We start from the raw sequence: 23,272 nt of genomic DNA on the forward strand, positions 1-23,272 counted from the left end.
GCAGGTCACCCAGCAGCTCCCCAACACCCCCACCACCTCGGCGCCGGCGCTCGACCGCTCCTCCACCGCCCCGATCCTGGAACTCGACAGTCGCACCCCGGTGAACGCCATCGGCGGCTTCACGTCCGACGACCCGGTGCCGACCCTCCCCGACTTCCAGAAACTCGTCAGCACCCACCAGGTGACGTACTACCTCGCCCAGGAAGTGCAGCTGCCCGACTCCTGGAAAGTCGCCGACCAGCCGGGAGTCCTCACCGAACCGGGTCAGCCGAAGAGCAATGGACTGTGGCGGCCGTCCGGCAACAAGGAGATCGCCGATTGGGTTGCCGCCCACTTCAATTCGGTCCACATCGGCAACGTCGCGGTGTACGACCTGACGACGCCGCACTGACAGATCTCACGACCCACCGAAACATGTCGGTGGGTCGTGAGAAGGTAGAGATCGTGGCTACCTGGCGCGAATTCGAGAACGAGGCTCCGCAGTTGGCAGCGGAGGTGAAGCGACGATTCCAGCTACACGAGAGTCATGTGCTGGCAACGATTCGCCGCGACGGCTCGCCCCGGGTGAGCGGTTCCGAAGTCGCCTTCCACGACCCGGACCTCACCTTCGGCTCCATGCCCGGCGCAAGGAAAGCCCGCGACCTCCAACGCGACGGCCGCTGCGCGATCCACGCCCACCCGTCCGACGGTGACGCCAAGATATCCGGCACCGCAATCGAACTCACCGATCCAGCCGCACGCGAGGCAGTCGGCGCAGACCCAGCGGGCGAAGATCACGCATTCCGCCTCGACCTGAATGCCGCAGTCCTGACCAGTGTGGACCAGGAACAACAACTACTGGTCGTCGAGGTGTGGCGGCCCGGCCACGGCGTGCAGGTGACCAAACGCCGTTGAGCACGTAGGACGCCCAGTCGTCAAAACGACTGGGCGCCTGACTCAGTCGGCGACCGGTCCGCGCCAGCGTCGAGCGCATCGAGGACCGCGTCGCCGTTCGCCCTCGCCCACTCGGTCAGTATGTGGATCGGATCGATCAGCGTCGCTCCGAGCGGGGTGAGCTCGTACTCGACGCGGGGCGGTACCTCGGCATACGCGTGGCGGCGGACCAGTCCGTGCGACTCGAGCCGTCGAAGCGTCTGAGTGAGCATCTTGCGGGAGATGCCACCGATCAATTCGATCAGCTCACCATGGCGCACCGGGCCTTCGCTGAGGCCGTAGAGCACGACCACCGTCCACTTGTCTGCGATCAATTCGACCGCCAGGCGCGCCGGGCAATCGGCGAGAAAGACATCGCTGGGACCGAAACCGCTCATGGCGCCAAAGGTACCTGCGGGTTCCTATGGGAAAAATAGCCTGGGTTGTCATGCGAATCATTACCCAGCAGCAGCTCGGCGGTCCCGAGGTACTCACCATCGTGGACGCGCCCGCGCCCCAGCCCATGCCGACCGAAGTTCTCGTCCGTGTCAAGGCGATCGGGCTGAACCCGCTGGAGGCGCGACTGCGCGCAGGCGAATTCCCACTGCTCGGCCGGCCACCGTTCGTCCTCGGCTGGGACATCAGCGGCGTGGTCGAGGAGGCGCCGCAGACATGGCGGTTCAGGCCCGGCGACGAGGTGTTCGGGATGCCACTTTTCCCGCGGGCGGCGAACGCGTACGCGGAGTTCGTGTCTGCTCCGGCATTGCACCTGGCGCGCAAGCCGGCCGCGCTCTCGCACGTCGAGGCGTCGGCGTTGCCGGTCGTCGGGCTGACGGCGTGGCAGGGCCTCGTAGACCTCGGCGGCGTGACGGAGGGCGACCGCGTCCTGGTCCACGGCGGTGGTGGCGGGGTCGGCCATGTCGCGATCCAAATCGCGAAAGCCCTTGGTGCGCAGGTGATCACGACCTCCAGCAGGAGCAAGCGGGAGTTCGTCGAGGGTTTCGGCGCCGATGAGGTGATCGACTACACGACAGTCGATTTCGCCGATGTGGTCCGAGAGGTCGACGTCGTGTTCGACACGATCGGCGGCGACACCGTCGAGCGGTCGCTCGGCGTGCTCCGCCCCGGAGGGCATCTGGTCACGGCGGTCGCCGAGGAGGATTCGGAGCTCGCCGCCAAGTTCGCGGCGAGCGGTCTGCGGTTCAGCGGCATCGCGGTCGACCCCGATCCGGTCGCCCTGCGTGGTCTCGTCGAACTCGTCGAACAGGGCAAACTCCGCGTCCACGTGCAGGAGACGTTCCCGTTCGAACGCGTCGCCGACGCACACCGACTACTCGACGCCGGCCACCTCCAGGGCAAGCTCGTCCTCACAGTCTGATCCCGTAGACCGAAGGCAGGGTTTCGTGATCAAACGGAACACGGCGCGTGGCCGCGACCAAGATCATCGGGAACCTGTGCTGGGATCGGTCGAGAGGGCACCTGCACAGGTTCCCCATGATCATGAATGTCGTCGGCAAGGGCGCGACCTGAGATCATTGCGGTCCGGCTAGTCGCTGGTTGGTGACGTGTAGTTGGCGGTCGGTGCTGGTCTCGAGGTCTTGGACCTGGTTGGGATCCAAGCGGCCGCACAGTCGTCCCCAGTGCACGGCAACCTGGTCGCCGGGTGTCAGGTCAGGGACGGCCGAGTAGCCGTCGGTCCAGATCTCGGCGTGCTGGGGTGTGGGGGCCGACAGGCTCAGTTCGCGGCCGTCCCACCCTAGTTCGCGGCGGCTCAGCGTGATATCGGTTCCCGTGCAGTCGATTACGGTGCCCCAGGAGATGCGGCAGCCGTCGAGGACCTGGAGCGGGTGATTGCTTTTCCCCTTGCCGAGCAGGCGAGTCCACGGGTACACGCCGAGCACGTGGAAGCAGTGGTTGGCGGCGGCCTCGGTGGCGAGGTCCGCGGTCAGATGCGTCCAGTAGTGGCCGGCCATCGGACCGATGACGGCGAGCAGTTCGGCCGCGAACGCGTCGGGGTCGAGGTCCGCGCCGAGACCGCCGCCCAGCCAATACGATTCGACGAGGCGGTGATCCAGTGGGTCGGCGATCCCGGTCAGTCTGGACATCACCTGCAGGTACGGCCACGCGCCGGAGAACTGCCGGGCCACCGCGCGCACGTCGGCCTCGGCACCGCCGCGCAGCGCGACGGCTTCCGGTGGTCCGCAGTAGCCGAGCCGGTTCGGCGCGTAGGCGTACCTGGCGAAGAACTCGGTCCCGCTGATGACCTGCTCGATAGTGAACTCCTTTCGATGACCTTGCTGCTCAACAGATCCGGGGCAGTTGCTCTCCTGCCGGAAGATCGACCACGCGGGTGCCGCCGAGTGCAGTCCGCGCGACCACCATGCCGGGATGTTCCTCGACGCAGACACCGATGGCGGCGGCGCGGGAGCCGAGCGGATGCTCGCGCATCGCGGCCAGCACCATGTCCGCCTCCTGCGGCGCGACGAAGGCGACCAACTTGCCCTCGTTGGCCACATACATCGGGTCGAGCCCGAGCAGTCCGCACGCGTCGCGCACGGCGGCGGGCACCGGCAGCTTCCGCTCATCCAGTGACACACCGACTTTCGCGGCCCGCGCGATCTCGTTGAGCGTGGCCGACACGCCACCTCGGGTGGGGTCGCGCAAGACGTGCAGGTCGGCGCCGGTGGCCAGCATCGCGGCGACCAGGCCGTTGAGCGGCGCGGTATCGCTGCACACGGTGGTGCCGAATTCGAGGCCTTCGCGGCAGCTCATCACCGCGACACCGTGCACCCCGATATCGCCGCTGACGATCACGACATCACCGGGTCGCGCCCGCTGCGGCCGGATGTCGACACCGTCATCGACAATGCCGATGCCCGCGGTGTTGATGAAAATGCCGTCGCCGTGCCCGGAATCGACCACCTTGGTGTCGCCGGTGACCAGGGTGACGCCCGCCGCGAGCGCCGCCGTGCCCACCGCCTTGGCGACCTGGGCGATCTCGGCCAGCGCGGTGCCCTCCTCCAGGATGAACGCGGTGGACAGCACCATCGGGCGCGCGCCCGACATCGCGAGATCATTGACCGTGCCGTTCACCGCGAGATCGCCGATCGAGCCGCCCGGGAACATCAGTGGCTTCACCACGAACGAGTCGGTGGAGAACGCCAGCCGGACCCCGCCGAGGGTGATCACCGCGGAATCGCCGAGCCCCGCGTCCGCGGCCGCACCGAAGGCGGGCAGGAAGAGGTGCTCGATCAGCTCGCCGGACATCGCGCCGCCGCCGCCGTGCCCCATCACGATGTTGGGCGAGTCCCGCAGCGGCATCGGGCAGACCCAGCTCTCCATGTCGATGGTCGCCCCCGCGACGACCGTTTCGTCAGGCATGAGCCACCTCCGCGGGCAGATCCAGGCGCCGGTACAGGTAGTAGGCCGCGCACGCGCCCTCGGAGGAAACCATGGTGGCGCCCAACGGGTTTCGTGGCGTGCATTCCTTGCCGAAGGCGGCGCATTCGTGCGGTTTGATCAGGCCCTGCAATACCTCGCCGGAGCGGCAGATCGACGACTCGTCGGTGTGCATATCGCTGACGGAGTACCGGAGCTCGGCGTCGTAGTCCTGATAGCGCTCGGACAGCTTCCATCCGCTCTGCGGGATCATGCCGATCCCGCGCCAGGCCCGGTCGGTCACGTCGAAGACGTCACGCAGCATCGCCCGTGCGGCCGGGTTGCCCGCCGCCTGCACCGCGCGCGGATAGGCGTTCTCCATCTCGTGTTTGCCCGCCTCCAGCTGAATCACCGTGCGGCGGATGCCTTCCAGGATGTCGAGCGGCTCGAAGCCGGTAACCACCATCGGCACCTTGTATTTCGCGGCGAGCGGCGGGTACTCCTCGGTGCCCATCACGCTGCAGACGTGGCCTGCCGCGAGGAAGGCCTGGACCCGGCAGCTCGGCGACTCCATGATCGCCGCGATGGCGGGCGGGACGAGCACATGCGAGACGAGCAGCGAGAAGTTGTCGATACCAAGGCGTTTCGCCTGATACACGGTCATCGCGTTGGCCGGGGCGGTGGTTTCGAAGCCGATGCCGAAGAACACCACCTGGCGGTCGGGGTTCTGCCGCGCGATGTTCAGCGCGTCCAGCGGCGAGTAAACGACGCGCACGTCGCCGCCCTCGCTCTTCACGTGGAACAGATCCTTCGCACTGCCGGGCACGCGCAGCATGTCGCCGAACGAGCAGAAGATCACGCCGGGGCGGGCGGCGATCGCCAACGCCTTGTCGATCACCTCGAGGGGGGTGACACACACCGGACAGCCGGGGCCGTGGATCATCTCGATCTGGTTTGGCAGTAGCTGATCGATGCCGTGCCGGATGATCGAATGCGTTTGTCCACCACAGACTTCCATGATGGCCCAGCGTCGCGTGGTCACGCCGCGGATCTGGTCGAGCAGCCTCGCGGCCAGTTCCGGATTGCTGAACTCGTCGAGATACTTCATGGCGTCACCTCGGTAACTGGTTGTGGTGGGGCTGGTGCGGCGGTCGGGTCGGCGAGCCCGGCCTGTTTGGCGGCGAGGGCGAAGCCGTCGCCGAATTCCTCGTTGAGCACGCCGAGGCGCTCGAACTCGGCGAGCGTCTTCAGCGCCGATTCCTCGTCGAGGCGCTGGATCGCGAAGCCGACATGGACGACCACGTAGTCGCCGACCGCCGCGTCCGGGATGTATTCCAGGCACACGTCTTTGTGCACGCCGCCGAAGTCGACGACCGACATCAGGGTGCCGTCCCGCTCCTGCAGGTCGAGCACCTTTCCTGGTACTGCCAGACACATAGCCGCGCTCCTTTCCTCATCCCGCGCTGACGGCGAGTAGTTGCCCGAACGCGAGTCCACCGTCGTTGGGCGGCAGTCTGCGATGGGTGATGACGTGAAAGCCGTTGTCCTGCAACAGGGCGCGGGAGCGCGTCAGCAGGAGGGCATTCTGGAAGACGCCGCCGGAGAGGGCGACGGGGGTCGACGGTGCCGAATAGGCCACCGCCAGTTGGAGAATCAGGTGCGCCACCGCAGCGTGGAAGCGCGCGCCGATGACGGCGGCCGGGACGCCGTGTGCCGCGTCGGCAACTACCGCGGCGAGGACCGGGGTCGGGTCGAGTAGTGCGGGGGCGGTTTCGTCGGCATTCACCGCGAACCGGTATCCGGCGTCGTCCGATACGCCGCGAGCCAGCCCCTCGAGCTCGATCGCCGCCTGCGCCTCGTAGTCCACCACGTGCCGGACGCCGGCCAGCGACGACACCGCGTCGAACAACCTGCCCATGCTGGAGGTCGGCACGCAGCCGAGGCCGGTCTCGAATTGATGGGCCAGCACGGCACGTTCGTCGGCGGGGCAGGCGCGCACCGAAGGGATCGACTCCGACCAGTCGAGGCCCGCCGCCCACAGGTGCGCCAGCGCCATCCGATACGGCCGATGCACGCTCACGTCACCGCCCGCCAACGGGGCGTACTTCAGATGGGCGAGCCGCCGGAAACCCTTGTAACCGGCCAAGAGCACCTCACCGCCCCACACCGCGCCGTCCGGGCCGAATCCGGTGCCGTCGAACGCGATACCGAGAACCGTTGCCGCCGCGCCCAATCCGTGCTCCCCCATCACCGAGGCGATGTGCGCGTGATGATGTTGCACCAGGCGCACCGGGCGGTCGCCCGCATTGCGCTGCGCCCACGCGGTGGAGCGATAGCCTGGGTGCGCGTCGGCGACGAGTTGGCTCGGCCGAACGCCGGTGAGCTGCTCGAGATGGTGCTCGGCGTCGTCGAAGGCCCGCAGGGTGGCGAGGTCGTCCATGTCGCCGATGTGCTGGCTGAGCCACGCGTAGCGCCCGTCGGCCACCGCGCAGGTGTTCTTCAGGTCCGCGCCGACCGCCAGCGTCGGCGGCATCGGGATGGGCAAGGCGAGAGGCAGCGGTGCGTAGCCGCGCGAGCGGCGCACGGGCAGTTCGATGCCGTCGACCAGGCGGACGACTGAGTCATCGCACGGCACGAGGATGCGCCGGTTGTGCGACAGCCAGCCATCCGCGAGCCCAGTGAGGCGAGTCCGGGCATCGTTGTCGTCGTAGCAGATCGGCTCTCCGCCGAGATTGCCCGACGTCATCACCAACACCTGCGGGCCGGGCGGATCGCCGGGCAACCCGAACAGCAGCAGGTGCAGCGGGGCATACGCGACCATCACGCCCAAGTCGGGGTTACGCGGAGCCACCGAGGGCGCGGGGCCGGCGGAGTCGAGGCGGGCCAGCAGCACGATCGGTCGCGCGGGGCTGGTCAGTAATGCGGCGGCCGCGGCATCGACTTCGACAATCGCGCGGGCAGCGTCCACGTCCGGCACCATGACCGCGAAAGGCTTGTCGCCACGGCGCTTTCGCTTGCGGAGTTCGGCGACGGCGGATTCGTTGGTGGCGTCGCAGGCGAGGTGGTAGCCGCCGATGCCTTTGACGGCGAGAATGCCGCCGTCGCGCAACAGGTTTCGGGCGGCGGTCAGGGGGTCGCCCTGGCCTGTATAGGCGAGGGTCGGGCCGCAGCGGGGGCAGGCTATCGGCTGGGCGTGGAAGCGGCGGTTGGCGGGGTCGGCGTATTCGCGGGCGCAGTCGGCGCACATCGGGAAGTCGGCCATCGAGGTTTGTGGGCGGTCGTAGGGCAGGGTGGCGATGATGGTGAAGCGGGGGCCGCAGTTGGTGCAGTTGATGAACGGGTGGCGGTGGCGGCGGTTTTCGGGGTCGGCGAGTTCGCGGGCGCAGTCGGCGCAGAGGGCGACGTCGGGCGAGGCCAGGGTGCGGCCCGCGCCGTCGCGGGTGGTGTCGGCGATGTGGAAGCCGGTGCCGCCGCGCAGCGCGATCGTTTGCTGCTCGACTGATTCGACCACCGCCAGTGGCGGCGGGCTGTCACGTACCCGGCGCACGAATTCGTCCAGATCGGCTGGTGCGCCTTCGATTTCGATGAGCACACCGGAGCTGTCGTTCGATACCCGGCCGGCCAGCGCCAGTTCGGCGGCGGTGGTGTAGACGAAGGGCCGGAAGCCGACCCCCTGCACCACGCCGCGCACCACCACCTTGCGCCGCGACCGGTGCACGGTCATGGTTCGTCACCGCTCCCGAGCATGCGCAACCCGGCCAGCGCCGCGGCCGCGCCCGCCTCGTCGGTCTTCTCCATCACGAAGCCCATGTGGATGATCACCCAGTCGCCGGGCCGCGCCGGATCGTCCTCCAGCAGACCGATATTCACCTTGCGCTTCTCGCCCTGGACATCGACCAGCGCGATCTGATTGTGGTAGCCGTCGAGGATTTCGACGACGCGGCCGGGAATGCCAAGGCACATCGGTCATTCCTCCTGTCGGGCTGCTGCGGGAGTGGGTGATTCGGCGATCGGCACCGGCGACAGATCCGCGAGGACTTCGACGACCGCCGCCACCGCCGTATCCACCGCGGCGGCAACAGGTTCGGACAGGCCCATCCCCTCGTCCACGGACTCGACCTGGCAGCCGATCACGTAGGTCGGCGGTAGCGTGCCGCCGAGCGCGCGGACGCTGGCGAACACCGCCTCCGGATTCATGGCGTGCGCATCGAGATTCGCGGCACCGGCGTTGTCCGGTTCGGCTTGGAACACCCGGATACGGCCCGGCGCACCGCGATTCGGTAGCGCGTCGATCAGTATCAGCGCGTCCCACCCGTCGAGCAGGTCGTAGGCGAGATGCATGCCGCGGATGCCGTAGTCGATCACGCGCACCGCGGGGTCGGGATGGTGTGGCAGCCGCCGCACCACCTCCGGTCCGAATCCGTCGTCACCGAGGAAGATGTTGCCGATCCCCGCGACCAGCACTGTCGTCGTCAGATCACCCCTGATCCTCGGTCGGCGCAGTCGCCCCGCCGACGTCCGCGCCGCCGACTTCGCCGGTGGCCGTCTCGTCCGGGTCGTTCGCCTCGGTTTTGCGGCCTTCGTACGGCGGGATCGGTGCCTCGGCATCGGAACCGGCTGTCTCATTGGTGAATTCGGCGGTCCGCGTGGGATCGGCGCCCTCGGCGGAGGTCGTCTCCTCGTGTCCGATATCGCCCGAGGGACGGTCCGCGGGCCCGCCCGCTACCTCGTCGGAGCCGGTATCTCGCGAGCCCGGCTCGCCCCGTTCCGACTGGGGTTCCTCGCGCTGATCAGGGTCGGTCATGACATCTCCTCAGTGCTACATGTGACGAATCTTCAGGTACCGCCGCAAATCCGGTATCGATCGCACGCCGACATAGGCGGCTGCGAGGACGATCACCGCGACAACCGCGGTCGCAACAATTCCGACGATCTCCATATCGGACCTTCCTTTACTTTTCGGGGCTGATGAGTGGTTCGATCTCGTCCGGCGCGAAATACAGGTAGCGGCCGTACCATTCGTGCAGATCCGCCGCCGGGTCGTCTTCGATGACGACGCCGACGTGGGCGTGGCCGTCGACGTCCTCGTGCACCGAGGTGACGCGGGCGAGCTTGCCGTCGAAGAACAGGTCCTGCGCGTCGGCCCGCCGGGAGGGGTGCAGCCGGACCCGGCTGCCCTTGCTCACCCGCACACCCGCGATGGATACCGCGTCGAATTCGGGTTGAACGGCGTTGTCGGCCAGCGGATCCCACCAGTCGACGCCCTCGGGGATTTCCGGAATCAGTTGCGGCTGACCGAGATGCGGGTCGCGCAGCACGCCGTGCAGCTGCTGCATCGACTCCGGTGTCATGGCGTCGCAGCGGTCGATGATCTGGGCCGCCCGCGGATCGGTGGCGCGGGCCTGCGCCTTCTCGTCGTCGGTCATCGTCATCACGCGCAGCGTGAGGATCTCGTCGATCTCGGTGGAGTCGAACAGTGGACCGTCACTCTGCTCGGCGATCTCCGGGTGGTCGTAGAGGATGATCGGCGAGATCAGCAGCAGGCTCTGGTCGCCGGGTGGGCCGGCGAGTACCGGGAACCAGCGGTCGCGCACGCAGCGGGCGGCGGCGTCGGCCGCGTCGTCGGGTGGCTCGAGCAGCGAAATGAACTGTCCGTCGGTGACTTCGGCGATGATGTGGGCGCCGATCAGCGAGCGGGCGATCGCGTCGCGCTGATCCGTCGCGGACGGGCCGGCATTGCGGAGCAGCACCGTGAGCCTGAGGTAGCCCGCGTCTTGGTCGACGGCGAGTTCCAGTTGCGCGTCCAGCGCGAGGCGGGTGCGCACCAATCGACCTGCCGCCTTGCCCGTCGCGTTGGTGATGTCTTCGATATCGGTGCCACCCGGCACCCGCACCGGCCACGTCCCGGCGGCGAGCGGCACTGGGCCGATGACGAATTCGCGCTCGACGGCCTCGTCCCAGGTGATCCACGAACGCGTGCCGACGGTCAGCTCCGCGATCCGCGACCCGTCCCGATCCTCGACCGCACGCCGCTGCAACTGCAAGAACCGGACCGTAAGGGTGATCGCCGTGCCGGTGGTCCCGTCGATCAGACATTGCGCCGACATGCTCGGCTCTTCGCCGAGCCCGTTCGCGGCGGCGCCTTCGGGTCCGAGCACGCCGAACTGCCAGCGCGACTGGTTCTTTCGGGAACTCGCCCGATAGGGATACAGCAGGTACCCCTCGTAGAGCACCGCGTCGGCGACGGCACGCGCTCTGGCCCTGGTCTCGGCGGTCATGACGGCGCCTCGCCGGTCGACGGAGTCTCTTCCGGACAACGCGCCAGCAGCGAGGTCACCGCGTCGTCGAACCCGAGCATCCCGTGCTCGGACTTGTAGGTGGCAAGCGCATCCAGGGTCTCCCTGGTCAGCCGCAACCAGCCGGAGTTCGGATAGTGCGCGGCCATCACGTCGCGCCAGACCGACACCGGCATGTCGAACTTGTCCTCGCGGTCCCACGGAATCTGCTGAATCCCGAAACCCGTTGTTCCTTTGAGAAATACAGTTCCGCTGAACAAAAAGATCAACGGCACACTGCCTTCACGCAGCGCATGCAGATACTTGGACCCGGTCACCTCGAAGTCGTAGGTGACCGGCATCGGCAGATCCACCTCGGACCCGCCGCTGAACCCGCGAATCATGGTGGCGCAGTGCATCCAGAGAAAGGTCCGCTGGGTGTCGCGCCAGCGTTCCCGCGGCCCGAACAGGTCGGCCAGGCCCTCGCCCTCCTCCTCGGAGTAACGACGACGGTGTGGTTCGATGCGCACCTGCGCCCGCAACGCGATCGCGTGTACGGGTTCGTCGGCGAGCGACGCTATGCCGATGCGCGCGGTCAGATTCGGTGCGACGGCATAGGGTTCCGGCTTCACGTCGAGTACCGCGAAGGTCATCGAGTTGACCGGACTCATCACGCACCGCCCGGTCGTGCCGGTTTCGCGCGAGCGGACACGGCGGCAAAGAACTCGTCGAGGTAGTCGTGCACATCCTGCCCGCCGTCGAAACCGCGCCACAGCGTGCGCATTCGGCCGACGAATTCGTAACAGGTGTCGATCGGCAGCAGCAGGCACACGGCATCGCCGGTGCCGTGCTCGGGGACCCGGATGAGCAAAGCCTCGACATCCGGTGCCAGCACGGTCAATTCGGGATGCCGATCCAGGACCACCTGCCATTCGGCAAGCGGCAGTTCGGATTCGGTGGCACCAGCCGGCCCCGGATAGAACGCGACGGTCCGATCGAGCGCCGAGTTGCGGAAGAAGAAGGCAAGTCCCACCGGGATTTCCAGCCCGTCCCACTCCCCCTGGCTGATGGTGAACTCCGGGAAGTGCAGATAGCGGTCCGGCACCGCCCGGTAGCGCAGCTGGGCGCCCTGATCGGTGAACAGCAGATAGCACCCGCGGCAGGTGCACATCAACTGTCTGCCTTCGACATTCACCACATGCTGGTGTTCGTCGGAGATCGGCTCGGCGCACATCTCGCACCGCTCGCCGACCGGCACCACGGGGGGCCGGTCGGCGGTGATCCGCTGCAGGGCGCGAAACGGCGAGGTCACCCACTCACCCCCACCGGTACCGCCACCGACAGTTCACCGGAACGCACCAGCACGGGCAGCGGTTCGAGATGTCCCTCGCCGTCCACCCGCGCGCCGGCCCGCACCGCGTCGAAATGCGCGAGACAGGTCGGACAGCGCAGCACCGCGTCGCCGACCGGATAGCCGACCCGGCGATGCAGCGCGGCCCCGGCCAGCGAGTTGTCGCAGGCCGGGCAGTGATCCCGATAGGCGAACAGGTTGTCGCCCACCCGGCAGGCCAGCACGATCAGCCCGGCGATATCGAACCCGCCCACCTCGCCGGGCTGCAGTTCCGCGAGTTCCGGTACCGCCACCCAGTTTCCGGCGGGCTGGCCGGACTGCTGACCGTTGGCGTGCACCCGGGAGAACAGCGAGTCGGCGGCGATCACACCCGCCGACGCCGCCTGCGCTTCCGCCACTTCGATGGACACGATCTCGGGCGCGGCGGCGCGCACCGCGTCCTCGACCGCCAGCTCCAACGTCACCGACGACGACGGACAGGTCTTGCAGCTGCCCGAGAGCTCGAGCCGCACCACCCCGTCGGCGACGCCGAGCAGCGCCACGTCCCCACCGTGCGACCCGAGGTAGGGCCGCACGGTGTCGAGTGCCGTCCGCACCCTGGTGTGCACGTCGTGCGGGTGCAGTCCGTGCACCAGCAGCAGGCTGGCGACCAGATCGTCGCGAACGAGGCGATCGATCGTGTCGGTGTCGTTGCCGAGTAACCGGAGCACCCGTTGCAACCCGGCGCCGTACAGATCCGCGACCTCGCGCACCAGGTTCTCGGCGCGCTCACGGGCCATGGCGCCGCCCGCCGAACTCGCGTCCAGCAGGGTCTCGATCCGTTCCCCCGCTGTGCGCCAGCGGGTTTCGTCGTCGAGTGCGGTGTCTGGCTGGTCTCCCGGGCGATCGTCTACTGTCATCTTCTCCGACCCTCCGCTCGACCGGGCCTCACTCCGCGGTCAGCGTTTGCGTCGGTGAGTGCAGTTTCTCCAGCGTCTTGCCGTTGCCGAGATACATGTGCACGCCGCACGGCAGACAGGGATCGAAGCTGCGCACGGTGCGCATGATGTCGATGCCCTTGAAGTGCTCGCGGTCGTTCTCCTCGAAGATCGGCTGACCCTGCACCGCGTCCTCGTACGGGCCCGGCGTGCCGTAGGTGTCGCGCGGGTTGGCGTTCCACGGTGTCGGCGGGTACGGGTGGTAGTTCGCGATCTTGCCGTCCCGGATCACCATGTGATGCGACAGCACGCCGCGCACCGCCTCGGTGAAGCCGCAGCCGATGCCCTCGTCGGGCACCTCGAACTTCTCCCAGGTCTTGGTGTGGCCGGCCCGGATCTCCTCCAGCGCCTTCTCCGCGAAGTGCAGCGCGCACGCCGCGGCATAGGCCTGGAAGTAGGTGCGGGCGCGGTTGCGTTCGATCGTGTTACTGCCGTGCACGGGGATGTGCCATTCGAAGCTGACCGGTCCCTTCAGCGCGGTCTTCGGCAGGTTGATCTGCACGCTGTGCCCGGTCGACTTCACGTAGCCGATGTCGACCAGCCCGGCCAGCGCCGTCGGCCACAGCCGGGCCAGCGGCCCACCGCCGGTGTCCAGCGCGAGGTGGTCCTTGCCGTCGTACCAGCGCGGCGACATGACCCAGCTGTACTTGTCGTCCATGTCGCGCTTCTGCGGCCGGGGATTCGTGTGCTGGTTCCATGGGTGGCGCCGGTCGACCGGGTTGCCGAGCGGATCGGACTTGACGAACATCTCCTGATCGGTCCAGTCGTCGTAATACGAACTGCCCAAAAGGATTCGGATGCCGAGGTTGATGTCGACCAGCGAGGTCGTGACCAGCCTGCCGTCGACGACGACACCCGGGGTCACGAACATCTTGCGGCCCCACTCCGCCATGTCCTTGTAGTTGAAGTTGCAGAAATCGGGATCCTGGAACGAGCCCCAGCAGCCGAGCAGGGTGCGGCGCAGGCCGACCTGTTCGTAACCGGGCAGCGCCTCGTAGAAGAAGTCGAACAGGTCGTCGTGCATGGGCACGACCTTCTTCATGAACTCGACGTAGCGCATCAGCCGGGACATGTAGTCGGTCATCAGCTGAATGGTCGCGACGGTGCCGACACCGCCGGGATACAGCGTGGACGGGTGCACGTGCCTGCCTTCCATCAGGCAGAACATCTCGCGCGTATACCGGCTGACCTGCAGGGCTTCCCGGTAGAACTCGCCGGTGAACGGGTTGAGCGCCCGCATGATGTCGGCGATGGTCCGGTAGCCGTGGTCGTTGGAGTGCGGCGAGAGCGTCTTCTCCGCCATCGCCAGCACGCCGGGATTGGTCTCGGCGACCATCCGCTCGCAGAAATCGACGCCGACCAGGTTCTCCTGGAAGATGTTGTGGTCGAACATGTACTCGGCGGCCTCGCCGAGATTGACGATCCACTCGGCCAGGTTCGGCGGCTTCACCCCGTACGCCATGTTCTGGCAGTAACAGGAGCACGTCGCGTGGTTGTCACCGCAGATGCCGCAGATGCGGCTGGTGATGAAGTGCGCGTCGCGTGGATCCTTGCCCTTCATGAAGATCGAGTAGCCGCGGAAGATCGACGAAGTGCTATGGCACTCAACGACTTCCCGGTTCTCGAAATCGATTTTGGTATAGATGCCCAGGCTGCCGACAATGCGCGTGATCGGATCCCAGGCCATCTCGACGAGGCTGTTGGGGTCGATCTTCTTGTGCGACGGCTCGGGGACGATGGCAGTCATCGAAGATCCTCCTACCAGGTGCGAGTCGCGCCAGTGGTCAGCTTCTCGCCCTTGTGCCGCCAGCGCGGCTCTTTGTCGACCGTGCGGCCGGTGATGTGTCGGAGGCTGCGGATCATGGATCCGTAGAGCCCTGATGCGGCGGAGGAGAGCTTCCCGCCGGGTGGTTCGTCCATGAACGGCATGAACTTGTCGGGGAAGCCGGGCATGGTGCAGCCGATGCAGATACCGCCCACATTCGGGCAGCCACCGACGCCGTTGATCCAACCGCGTTTGGGCACATTGCATTTCACAACCGGGCCCCAACAGCCAAGTTTCACAATGCATTTCGGCGAGCCGTATTCGGTCGCGAAATCGCCCTGCTCGTAATAGCCTGCGCGATCGCATCCTTCGTGCACGGTCGCGCCGAACAACCACTTGGGTCGTAACGCCTCGTCGAGCGGGATCATCGGCGCTTGACCGGTGGCCATGTAGAGCAGATAGGTGAGCGTCTCCGACAGATTGTCCGGCTGAATGGGACAGCCGGGCACGCAGACAATCGGAATGCCCGCCTTGCTCTTCCAATCCCAGCCGAGGTAGTCGGGCACCCCCATGGCTCCGGTCGGGTTGCCTGCCATCGCGTGGATGCCGCCATAGGTCGCGCAGGTACCGACCGCGACAATCGCGGTCGCTTTCGGCGCGAGACGGTCCAGCCACTCGCTGGTGGTCATCGGCTGGCCCGTCGCGGGGTTATTGCCGAAACCACACCAATAGCCTTCATCGTGCAGGTTTTCATTAGGTATCGAACCCTCTACGACCAGCACAAAGGGTTCCAACTCGCCTCTATCGGCTTTGAAAAACCACTCCAGGAAGTCGTCGGCCCCACCGTTCGGACCGCACTCGAAATCGATCAGCGGCCAATGCACCGCAATTTTGGGCAGCCCAGGTAGGGCGCCCAAGGCGATCTCTTCGATACTTGGCTGGGTGGCGGCGGTTAGCGCTACCGAGTCGCCATCGCAACTGAGACCCGCGTTGATCCAGAGCACATGGATCAGAGTCTCTTCGGCTCGCACTGCTTCCTGAGTTGGCATCTAGCTGCCACCTTCCACAGCGGATCTTCGGTTCGCGGTCTCACTGGGCTTGAAGACACATCATCCGAATGTGATCCTGATCACGTTATTCTAGGCCCTGCTTCACGGCATCCTCAAGGGCGGCCGATTTCAGAGGACGTCGTTGCTCGAAAAGCCACGAGTACCATCGATCCACGCCTTCACCTGTGGTTACCGAGAGCGGAAGGATCTGAACGCCCGGGTTCACCGCGCTGGCAAACTCGCCGCACTTGTCCAGATCGAAGTCGACATAGGGCAGCAGATCGATCTTGTTGATCAGCACCAACTCGGCGGCGGCGAACATGTGCGGATACTTCAGCGGTTTGTCGGTGCCCTCGGTCACCGAGATAACCACGACCTTGCTGCGTTCGCCGAGATCGAACAGTGCCGGGCAAACGAGATTTCCGACATTTTCGATGAACAGCAAGGTGCCCGGCGCGGGGTCCAGGGTGTCCAGCGCGCGGTGCAGCATCTCGGCATCCAGATGGCAACCGGCGCCGGTGTTGACCTGCACCACCTTGCAGCCGGTCGCCTGGATCCGCTCGGCGTCCAGCAGCGTGGCCTGGTCGCCCTCGATCACCGCGACCGGCAGCTCGCCGAGCTCCCGGATGGTCCGCTCCAGCAGCGTGGTCTTGCCGGCGCCGGGCGAGCTCATCATGTTGAGCGCGAGGATGTCGCGCTCGGCCAGCCATTCCCGATTACGTTGCGCCAGTTGGTCGTTCTTGGCCAGGACCTTCATTTCCAGGCTCACCGTCTCGGTGCGCGGCAGGTGCACATGATCGGCGCCGGGGCCGTGCTGGTGCTCGTGGTGATGATCATGGCCGTGCTCGTGGTCGTGCTCATGATCGCCGTGCTGGTGGTGCTCGTGCGGGACGCGGATCACGGCTGCCGCGTCGTCGCCACATCCACAGGTTGCGCACATGCTTCGCTCACTTCCATCGACCGGATGCGTAGGTCGCGTCCGGAAAGGATCTCGACGTCAGCGCTCCCGCAACGACACAGCACAATCGGATCGGCCAGCCCGAATTCGGCGCCGCAAGAACGACACTCGGCGGTGCCGAGTATTTGCTGAATGACCAGTCGCGCGCCTTCGGCGACCGTCCCCTCGGCGGCGAGTTCGAAACAGAATTGCATCGCGTCGGGCACCACCGCACATAACGCGCCGACCTCGACGGTGACACTGTGGACGGTCCGGCCGGCGGCGTGCTCACATACGGCGTCGATGACGCTCTGGGTAATGGCCATTTCGTGCATCGCGGTTCTCGGATCATCGAGTAGGACCCCTTTCGAGGCTACCTCCGCGACCGGCGCCGTCGTGGCCGAATCAGCGCGGTTGTCCCGTTCTAGTAGTGCCGATTCCGGCCAGAATGACGCGCAGACCGTGGTCGAACTCGGCGTCGTAATCAGCAGTGAAAAGGGTGTCTACCAATTTGGCGGTCAATGGGTATCGGGTGGTGTCGACGACCTTTTCGATGCGATCGGGCCGGTAGGGATTGTTGTCGTATTCCGCTCCGCCGCGCGCCTGCTCCTCGATGACGAAACCGACGGTGTAGTGCAGCAGGATCGGGAAGACGCGGACCGCGTCGGCGAGTTCGAAGCCGGCGTCCTCGAGCGTGCGCAAGCTCAATTCCACTGTGCGCCACATTGCTTCGTCGTCGACGTAGGTACCCGCGAGCACGCTCGCGCCGTCGCGGTAGCGCAGCATCGACCGGCGCAGCCGGAGGGCGAGCCCGATCGCCCATTCTTGCCACGCCTCGCCCTGCCGCGGCGCCTCGACGCCGTCGACGGCCGCGACGAAGACGGTCCGCGCCATCGCGTCGAGTAGTTCGCGCTTGTTCTTGACGTGCCAGTAGAGCGCGGGCGCCTGGACGTCGAGTGCCGCGGCCACTTTGCGCATGGTCAGGCCCTCGAGGCCGACGTCGTCGAGCAGGTCCAGTGCCGCCTGGGCGATGACCTGGGTATCGAGCTTCACTGCCGCCTCCTGATCGGGAAACTCTTGACAGCTTAACAACGTTCGCTGTCTACTTAACGGCGTTAAAGGATTTAACGTTGTTAAGGAGCGGGTCATGGAGACGACCGAGGTTGTTATCGCAGGTGGCGGGCCTACCGGGCTGATGCTGGCGGCCGAATTGCGGCTGGCCGGAGTCGACGTGGTCCTGCTCGACGGGCTGCCCGCGCGTACCGGCGAATCGCGTGCCGGTGGCATCCACGCACGCACCATGGAGATCTTCGATCAGCGCGGGTTGCTCGACGACCTGATGCCACAGGGGCGCGTCATGCCTGCGGGACACTTCAGTGCGTTGCGTTTGGATTTCAGCGACTTCCACACGCGGTATCCGTTCATGCTCGCTGTACTACAGTCGGTGGTCGAACGCGAACTCGACCGGCGCGCAACCGAATTGGGCGCGCCGGTGCGGTGGGGATCGCCGGTCGCCGGGTTCCGGCAGGACGCGACCGGGATCGACGTCGAGGTCGGCGGACCGGACGGGACCTACCAGATTCGCGCCGCCTATCTGGTCGGCTGCGACGGCGGGCGCAGTACGGTGCGCAAGCTGGCAGGGATCGGGTTCACCGGGACCGATGCGACCGCGACCGGGATGCTGGCCGATGTCGAATTGGCCGAGCCGCCTGCGGAGCCGTTCTTCGGGCTGCGGCGTGGGGCAGGCGATTACTCGGCGGTGCAGTTCGAGCCCGGCTGGTGGCGGCTGGTCGTACAGCGGCACGACCTCGTCATGGAGCGTGGATCGACGCTGTCGTTCGAGGACTTCCGGAAGAACTTCGTCGAGATCGCGGGCACCGATTTCGGCATGCACAGCCCGCGCTGGGTGACGCATTACGGTGATGCGGCGCGGCAGGCGGATCGTTACCGCGACGGGCGCGTCTTCCTCGCCGGCGATGCGGCGCACATCCACTACCCCGCGGGTGGGCAGGGGCAGAACCTCGGCGTGCAGGACGCGGTCAATCTTGGTTGGAAGTTGGCAATCGCGTTGCGCGGCAACGGGTCCGACGAAGTGCTCGACACCTATGAGTCCGAGCGGCTTCCGGTGGGCGCTCGCGTGCTGCACAACACCCGGGCACAGACCGCGTTGCAGCGCCCGGGGGCGCATATGGAGGCGTTGCGGGACATCATGGGCGATCTGATCGATATGGATGTGGTGCGGGAGCGGCTCGGACTGATGATCACCGCGCTCGACATCCGGTATGACACCAAGGGGGATCATCCGCTGGCCGGACGGCGAGTGCCCGACGGAGATCTCAGCACAGACGAAGGCGACACTCGGGTCTTCGAACTGCTGCGCTCGGGCCGTCCGATGCTGTTGCGGCTCAACGGGAACCAGGCTCCGTCGGCGCAGGGGTGGCGGGACCGGGTCGATGTGGTCGACGCGCGCAGCCGGGATGAGCGCTGGGCCGTCCCCGGCGTGGGTGACATCGCGGTTCCGGCCGCTATCCTCATCCGGCCCGACGGTTACGCGGCCTGGGTCAGCGACCAGGCCGGTGACGACGGCCTGGTCGAAGCGCTGGCCACCTGGTTCGGTCCGGCATCCTGAACTGGTCCAGCCGCATTGGGGACGACGACGGATCTCGCCATCTCACGAATCGCGTGGTGCCAGCGTCTTCGAGGTGTGAGCATGCAACGGAAGTTGTCCGGAAACCACGCATTTCGTGCGCGCGGTGCGGTCGATCGTCCCTCGCCGCGGCTGCGAAATCTAGGGCTGTTTCCGCCGCCGCCGACTCCCCTGCCGCACACCGAAGCCGAACTCGAGCGCCTCCTGGTGATGTTGCAGCAACAACATCAATCTGGCACGACCGTCAGCATCGGACACAGCCGAGATTTCCACTCCGCCGCTGCGGCGAATGCTTTTTCTTCGGCGTGCCGCGAGCTCGGATACCGCGTGTCGGCCGTCGTCGACTGGCCCGAGGAGGCCGCATCCTGGCTGCGGCAGGCCCAACGCCTCACCGCCGGAGCCCCCGATGCGTGGGTAATCGCCGCCTCCGTCCCGGGTTTCGTGCAATTGAGCCGACGGCTCGTGCATTCCACCCGCTGGACCGCGCGCCGCACCTTCGCGTTCGCGTCGCTGGCCGATCCGATGAGCGCGGCGCTCGCGGGCCCCGAAGTCCTCGACGGACTACGCGGGGCGACCCGCGAGGGCGGCAGCTGGACAATCTCAGGCAACGAGGTTGTCCGCACCGCCGATTGACTACCCGGTCTGATCGTCGACCGTCGCGACGGAAGCGTTCTTCTGCACCGACTCGATGCCGCTCTTCGCCGCGGCCTTGCTCTCATACGCCTGGCTGGCGGCGATGACCTCGCCGTTCGGCGCCTCGAGTCGCCAACGGGTCTTCGCGGCCTTATCTGTGTACAGCTCCAATTTGGCGGCCATGGCTACCTCGTCTTTCGCTCGACCGGAAACACCTGTCGCGGTACAAGTAACCGCTCAGCACGTGCTCAATCCTCACAGCCACCGACCGGCAACCAACGCTCGCGCAGGAACCGTGTGCGATCAGGTGCCTACGACTTCGTGCTCGATCGATTCCTCCGCATGCGTGGCGCCGATCCAATGCAGCAGGTCGTGGATGGTGTCGTCGGCGAGGCGGTAGCGGACGATGCGGCCGTGCTTGGCACTGGATACCCAGCCTTGGTGGCGGAGCAGGCGCAGCGCGTGCGAGACCGCGGTGCCGGACATGCCGACGGCGGCGGCGAGATCGCTGACGCTGATGTCGGGCGCGTGATGCAGGCACACCAGGAGGCGGAGCCGGTTGGCGTCGGAGAGCAGGTCGAAACGGCCCGCCCAGTGCTCGATGCCGGCGATATCCAAACCCGATGCGGCACGGCCTGCGTGATCGGGGTCCAGCGGAATGCTCACTGCCACATGTCTACTCTGCCGGTCCTGGGCGGATACGACCAGTCCTTACCGTTATAGGAACATCTGTTCAACTGATCATGTATCGCGAGTATCGTCTCGAGGGGTGAGCTACAGCACCACCCAGGCCATGCACATGAGCGACGGCATCGTCAACGTGCCGACCTCCTTGATCTTTGCGGTGATCGCGGTCGGCGGCCTAGGTTTCGCGGCCTGGCGGGCCCGTGCCGAGCTGGACGAGCGGGCCGCGCCGATGGCCGGGCTGGTGGCGGCGTTCATTTTCGCGGTGCAGATGGTGAACTTTCCGATCATGCCGGGGGTGAGCGGGCACCTGCTGGGCGGCGCGCTTGCCGCGATTCTGGTCGGGCCATATGTCGGTGCGCTGTGCGTGGCGATTGTGCTTGTCGTGCAAGCACTTCTGTTCGCCGACGGTGGGTTGACCGCGCTCGGCACGAACATCACGAACATGTCGCTGATCGGGGTCACGGTCGGGTACACGGTCGCGCGCCTCGTGCTGCCGGTACTGTCCCGGCGGCGAGCCGATGCGGGGATCGGGATCGTCGGATTCGTGGCCGCCTTCGTCGGAACTGTCGGCGCCTCCTTGGGTTTCGTCATCGAGTACGCGATCGGCGGTGCGGCGGGCTCGACGGTCGGAGCGGTCGCGGGGTACATGCTCATCACGCACGCGCTGATCGGCGTCGGGGAAGGGATCATCACCGCGATCACGCTCATCGCGGTGGTCAACGCACGACCCGATCTCGTCTATCTGTTGCGGGTCACCGGTCAGCGCCGGACCGCCGCGACACCGCTGCGGGCACGGCTGTCGATGACCGGATTCCTGTTCGCGTTCGCCGCGGTGGCGGTGCTCGTCGCGGGACTGCTGTCGTACGTGGCGAGTTCGCAGCCGGACGGGCTCGACGCCACCACTCAGCGTGGGTGCACCGTGGTCCAGGTCGACGGTGCCGAGCAGCTACAGGGCGACTGCATCGCCAAGAACGCCAAGGAGCACCACCTCGCGAAGTCGCCGTTGGCGGGTTACACGATCGATGGCGACAACAAACTCACCGGCGTGGCAGGCATTCTCGGGGTCGGTGCCGCGTTCGCGGTGCTGTTCGGTGTGGTGAACCTGATTCGGACCGGACGGAAGAACCACGCCCACAGTGCTACCGAGCCGGAGTCGACGTAAGTGACCGTCACCAGCCATCGCCTGTATCTGCCGGGAAGTTCACCGGCGCATCGGGTTCCGGCCGAGGTGAAGATCGTCTGCGCGGTGCTGACGGTGTTCGCCGTAGTGGCGACGCCGCGAGAATTGTTCTGGCCCTTCGGCTGTTATGCGCTCGGTTTGGTCGTGTTCTGGGGATGGTCGGGCATTCCGTTGCGGTGGATCGTGCCCCGGCTGCTGATCGAACTGCCCTTCGTTGTGCTGGCCGTATTGCTGCCATTCGCGGCGGGTGAGCCGCGGACGACGTTTCTCGGGATGTCGCTTTCTACTACCGGGCTGTATGCCGCATGGGGGATCGTCGCGAAAGGGACTATCGGCGTGGGAGTTTCGTTGACGTTGGCCGCTACTACGAACGTGCGCGAATTGCCGGGCGGGCTCACCAGGCTGCGTGTTCCCGGCATGATCGTGACCATTGTCGTGCTGATGCTCCGTTATATCGACGTGCTGCTCGAGGAGGCGGCACGGATGCGGCTGGCGCGGATCTCCCGCGGTGACGACCCACGAACTCTGCGCCAGGCCGGCGCTACGGCAAGGGGTGCGGGCACCTTGTTCCTGCGTTCCTATGAACGCGGCGAGCGAGTGCATCTGGCGATGCTGTCGCGCGGTTTCGACGGTGCCGTACCGGATTTCGGCACCCTGCCCGCGACACGAACGCAATGGTTACTCGGCTGCCTGCCCGCCGTCGCCGCGATCTGCGTCTGCCTGAACGCATGGGCGCTCCGATGACCGACTCGATAACGCCCGCAGTACGTTTGGTCGATCTGACCTTCGCCTACCCCGACGGAACCGGCGCCCTGCACGGCGTCGATCTCGACATCGCCCCCGGCGAACGGGTCGCCGTCCTCGGCCCCAACGGCGCCGGAAAGTCCACCCTGATGCTGCATCTGAACGGCGTCCTCATCGCAGCCTCGGGCGAGGTGCATATCGGCGGAACCCTGTTGAACCGCAACACCGTTCGCGCCATCCGCCAACGCGTCGGCCTAGTCTTCCAAGACCCCGACGATCAACTCTTCATGCCCACCGTCGAACAGGACGTCGCCTTCGGCCCCGCCAATTTCGGCATCCGCGGCACCCAACTCACCGAAAACGTCCGCAACGCCCTCGCCGCCGTCGGCATGTCCGACCGAGCCGACCGCTCCCCCACCCAACTCTCCGTAGGCGAACGCCGCCGCGCCGCCCTGGCCACCGTCCTCGCCTGCCAACCAGAAGTCCTCGTCCTCGACGAACCAGCCGCCAACCTCGACCCCGTAGCCCGCCGCGAACTGGCCGACGTCCTGACCACCCTCCCCACCACCATCCTCATGGTCACCCATGACCTCCCCTACGCCCACCGCATCTGCGACCGAGCAGTAATCCTCGACGCAGGCCACATAGTCGCCGACGGCCCCACCCCCGAAATCCTCGACGACACAGCCCTTCTCGCCAAACACCGCCTCAGCTGACCGCCGCCCTGACCCGTCCAT

The 23,272-nt window shown here is 66.6% G+C and carries 28 protein-coding genes and 2 pseudogenes; 9 read left to right on the plus strand and 21 right to left on the minus strand.

Annotated features, from left to right (window positions below; translation table 11 throughout):
* Positions 1-391: pseudogene (locus ACFWF1_RS29995) on the plus strand (mannosyltransferase); the annotation flags it as partial.
* 53 nt (positions 392-444) lie between these two features.
* A complete protein-coding gene (locus ACFWF1_RS30000; protein ID WP_379283800.1) occupies positions 445-894 on the plus strand; it encodes a pyridoxamine 5'-phosphate oxidase family protein in 450 nt (149 codons plus the stop codon).
* A gap of 20 nt (positions 895-914) precedes the next feature.
* Here ACFWF1_RS30000 and ACFWF1_RS30005 read toward each other — a convergent pair whose 3' ends face one another.
* Positions 915-1,310 carry a winged helix-turn-helix transcriptional regulator gene (locus ACFWF1_RS30005; RefSeq protein ID WP_379283799.1) on the minus strand — a complete coding sequence of 132 codons (396 nt, stop codon included), beginning with the start codon at positions 1,308-1,310 and terminating at the stop codon, positions 915-917.
* Positions 1,311-1,360: 50 nt separating this feature from the next.
* Here ACFWF1_RS30005 and ACFWF1_RS30010 point away from each other — a divergent pair, with 50 nt between their 5' ends.
* Positions 1,361-2,290, plus strand: coding sequence for an NADP-dependent oxidoreductase (locus ACFWF1_RS30010; protein WP_379283798.1), 930 nt, complete (start codon positions 1,361-1,363; stop codon positions 2,288-2,290).
* Positions 2,291-2,444: 154 nt separating this feature from the next.
* Here ACFWF1_RS30010 and ACFWF1_RS30015 read toward each other — a convergent pair whose 3' ends face one another.
* The 18 genes from ACFWF1_RS30015 to ACFWF1_RS30100 form a co-directional block, all read right to left on the minus strand.
* Entirely contained in the window at positions 2,445-3,185 is a 741-nt protein-coding gene (locus tag ACFWF1_RS30015) for a DUF6390 family protein (protein ID WP_379283923.1), read from the minus strand.
* 28 nt (positions 3,186-3,213) lie between these two features.
* A complete protein-coding gene (gene hypE / locus ACFWF1_RS30020; RefSeq protein ID WP_379283797.1) occupies positions 3,214-4,293 on the minus strand; it encodes a hydrogenase expression/formation protein HypE in 1,080 nt (359 codons plus the stop codon).
* Positions 4,286-5,398 carry a hydrogenase formation protein HypD gene (gene hypD, locus ACFWF1_RS30025; protein WP_379283795.1) on the minus strand — a complete coding sequence of 371 codons (1,113 nt, stop codon included), beginning with the start codon at positions 5,396-5,398 and terminating at the stop codon, positions 4,286-4,288. Before hypD ends, hypE begins: the two co-directional genes overlap by 8 nt.
* A complete protein-coding gene (locus tag ACFWF1_RS30030; protein WP_379283794.1) occupies positions 5,395-5,727 on the minus strand; it encodes a HypC/HybG/HupF family hydrogenase formation chaperone in 333 nt (110 codons plus the stop codon). Before ACFWF1_RS30030 ends, hypD begins: the two co-directional genes overlap by 4 nt.
* Positions 5,728-5,743: 16 nt before the next feature.
* Positions 5,744-8,014: a carbamoyltransferase HypF gene (gene hypF / locus ACFWF1_RS30035; RefSeq protein WP_379283793.1), complete on the minus strand. Its 2,271-nt coding sequence runs from the start codon at positions 8,012-8,014 to the stop codon at positions 5,744-5,746.
* The gene (locus ACFWF1_RS30040; protein WP_379283792.1) at positions 8,011-8,253 is read right to left on the minus strand and encodes a HypC/HybG/HupF family hydrogenase formation chaperone; all 243 of its coding nucleotides are present in this window, start codon (positions 8,251-8,253) and stop codon (positions 8,011-8,013) included. Before ACFWF1_RS30040 ends, hypF begins: the two co-directional genes overlap by 4 nt.
* A 3-nt stretch (positions 8,254-8,256) precedes the next feature.
* Positions 8,257-8,766, minus strand: a complete 510-nt coding sequence (locus ACFWF1_RS30045; RefSeq protein ID WP_379283921.1) for a hydrogenase maturation protease — start codon at positions 8,764-8,766, stop codon at positions 8,257-8,259.
* Position 8,767: 1 nt separating this feature from the next.
* Positions 8,768-9,094, minus strand: a complete 327-nt coding sequence (locus tag ACFWF1_RS30050; RefSeq protein WP_379283790.1) for a hypothetical protein — start codon at positions 9,092-9,094, stop codon at positions 8,768-8,770.
* Positions 9,095-9,109: 15 nt separating this feature from the next.
* Positions 9,110-9,229: a DUF6893 family small protein gene (locus ACFWF1_RS30055; RefSeq protein ID WP_379283788.1), complete on the minus strand. Its 120-nt coding sequence runs from the start codon at positions 9,227-9,229 to the stop codon at positions 9,110-9,112.
* A 13-nt stretch (positions 9,230-9,242) separates the two neighbouring features.
* Positions 9,243-10,568, minus strand: coding sequence for a hypothetical protein (locus ACFWF1_RS30060; protein ID WP_379283787.1), 1,326 nt, complete (start codon positions 10,566-10,568; stop codon positions 9,243-9,245).
* On the minus strand, positions 10,565-11,236 hold the full coding sequence (locus ACFWF1_RS30065; RefSeq protein ID WP_379283786.1) for a DUF6084 family protein: 672 nt from the start codon (positions 11,234-11,236) through the stop codon (positions 10,565-10,567). Before ACFWF1_RS30065 ends, ACFWF1_RS30060 begins: the two co-directional genes overlap by 4 nt.
* Positions 11,236-11,877, minus strand: a complete 642-nt coding sequence (locus ACFWF1_RS30070; RefSeq protein WP_379283785.1) for a DUF5947 family protein — start codon at positions 11,875-11,877, stop codon at positions 11,236-11,238. Before ACFWF1_RS30070 ends, ACFWF1_RS30065 begins: the two co-directional genes overlap by 1 nt.
* Entirely contained in the window at positions 11,874-12,815 is a 942-nt protein-coding gene (locus ACFWF1_RS30075; RefSeq protein ID WP_379283784.1) for a NifU family protein, read from the minus strand. Before ACFWF1_RS30075 ends, ACFWF1_RS30070 begins: the two co-directional genes overlap by 4 nt.
* A gap of 28 nt (positions 12,816-12,843) precedes the next feature.
* Entirely contained in the window at positions 12,844-14,640 is a 1,797-nt protein-coding gene (locus ACFWF1_RS30080) for a nickel-dependent hydrogenase large subunit (protein ID WP_379283783.1), read from the minus strand.
* 11 nt (positions 14,641-14,651) lie between these two features.
* Complete coding sequence (locus tag ACFWF1_RS30085; protein ID WP_379283782.1) at positions 14,652-15,707, minus strand: hydrogenase expression protein HypE; 1,056 nt, start codon at positions 15,705-15,707, stop codon at positions 14,652-14,654.
* Between the two features lie 85 nt (positions 15,708-15,792).
* Complete coding sequence (gene hypB, locus ACFWF1_RS30090) at positions 15,793-16,647, minus strand: hydrogenase nickel incorporation protein HypB (RefSeq protein ID WP_379283781.1); 855 nt, start codon at positions 16,645-16,647, stop codon at positions 15,793-15,795.
* Complete coding sequence (locus ACFWF1_RS30095; RefSeq protein WP_357378855.1) at positions 16,605-16,979, minus strand: hydrogenase maturation nickel metallochaperone HypA; 375 nt, start codon at positions 16,977-16,979, stop codon at positions 16,605-16,607. The genes hypB and ACFWF1_RS30095 overlap by 43 nt, the downstream gene beginning before the upstream one ends.
* Before the next feature lie 70 nt (positions 16,980-17,049).
* Positions 17,050-17,697 carry a TetR/AcrR family transcriptional regulator C-terminal domain-containing protein gene (locus tag ACFWF1_RS30100; protein WP_379283780.1) on the minus strand — a complete coding sequence of 216 codons (648 nt, stop codon included), beginning with the start codon at positions 17,695-17,697 and terminating at the stop codon, positions 17,050-17,052.
* 94 nt (positions 17,698-17,791) lie between these two features.
* On the opposite strand from ACFWF1_RS30100, the gene ACFWF1_RS30105 reads away from it, so the two are divergent.
* Together ACFWF1_RS30105 and ACFWF1_RS30110 are read left to right on the plus strand one after the other, a co-directional pair.
* Positions 17,792-19,273: an FAD-dependent monooxygenase gene (locus ACFWF1_RS30105; RefSeq protein WP_379283778.1), complete on the plus strand. Its 1,482-nt coding sequence runs from the start codon at positions 17,792-17,794 to the stop codon at positions 19,271-19,273.
* 345 nt (positions 19,274-19,618) lie between these two features.
* Complete coding sequence (locus ACFWF1_RS30110; RefSeq protein WP_379283776.1) at positions 19,619-19,924, plus strand: hypothetical protein; 306 nt, start codon at positions 19,619-19,621, stop codon at positions 19,922-19,924.
* On the opposite strand, the gene ACFWF1_RS30115 is transcribed toward ACFWF1_RS30110, so the two are convergent.
* Positions 19,925-20,107, minus strand: a complete 183-nt coding sequence (locus ACFWF1_RS30115) for a YegP family protein (protein WP_379283775.1) — start codon at positions 20,105-20,107, stop codon at positions 19,925-19,927. It abuts the gene before it with no gap.
* Positions 20,108-20,227: 120 nt separating this feature from the next.
* Positions 20,228-20,590: an ArsR/SmtB family transcription factor gene (locus ACFWF1_RS30120; protein ID WP_379283773.1), complete on the minus strand. Its 363-nt coding sequence runs from the start codon at positions 20,588-20,590 to the stop codon at positions 20,228-20,230.
* Positions 20,591-20,717: 127 nt separating this feature from the next.
* On the opposite strand from ACFWF1_RS30120, the pseudogene ACFWF1_RS30125 reads away from it, so the two are divergent.
* From ACFWF1_RS30125 to ACFWF1_RS30140, 4 genes and pseudogenes are all read left to right on the plus strand, one after another.
* Positions 20,718-21,380: pseudogene (locus ACFWF1_RS30125) on the plus strand (energy-coupling factor ABC transporter permease); the annotation flags it as partial.
* Positions 21,381-21,413: 33 nt separating this feature from the next.
* Complete coding sequence (locus tag ACFWF1_RS30130) at positions 21,414-21,773, plus strand: PDGLE domain-containing protein (protein ID WP_379283919.1); 360 nt, start codon at positions 21,414-21,416, stop codon at positions 21,771-21,773.
* Positions 21,774-22,535: a cobalt ECF transporter T component CbiQ gene (gene cbiQ / locus ACFWF1_RS30135; RefSeq protein WP_379283772.1), complete on the plus strand. Its 762-nt coding sequence runs from the start codon at positions 21,774-21,776 to the stop codon at positions 22,533-22,535. It begins immediately after the preceding gene.
* The gene (locus ACFWF1_RS30140; RefSeq protein ID WP_379283770.1) at positions 22,520-23,251 is read left to right on the plus strand and encodes an energy-coupling factor ABC transporter ATP-binding protein; all 732 of its coding nucleotides are present in this window, start codon (positions 22,520-22,522) and stop codon (positions 23,249-23,251) included. Before cbiQ ends, ACFWF1_RS30140 begins: the two co-directional genes overlap by 16 nt.
* The last annotated feature ends 21 nt before the right edge of the window (positions 23,252-23,272 follow it).

The organism is Nocardia sp. NPDC060255, assembly GCF_042727395.1.
Taxonomy (GTDB): domain Bacteria; phylum Actinomycetota; class Actinomycetes; order Mycobacteriales; family Mycobacteriaceae; genus Nocardia.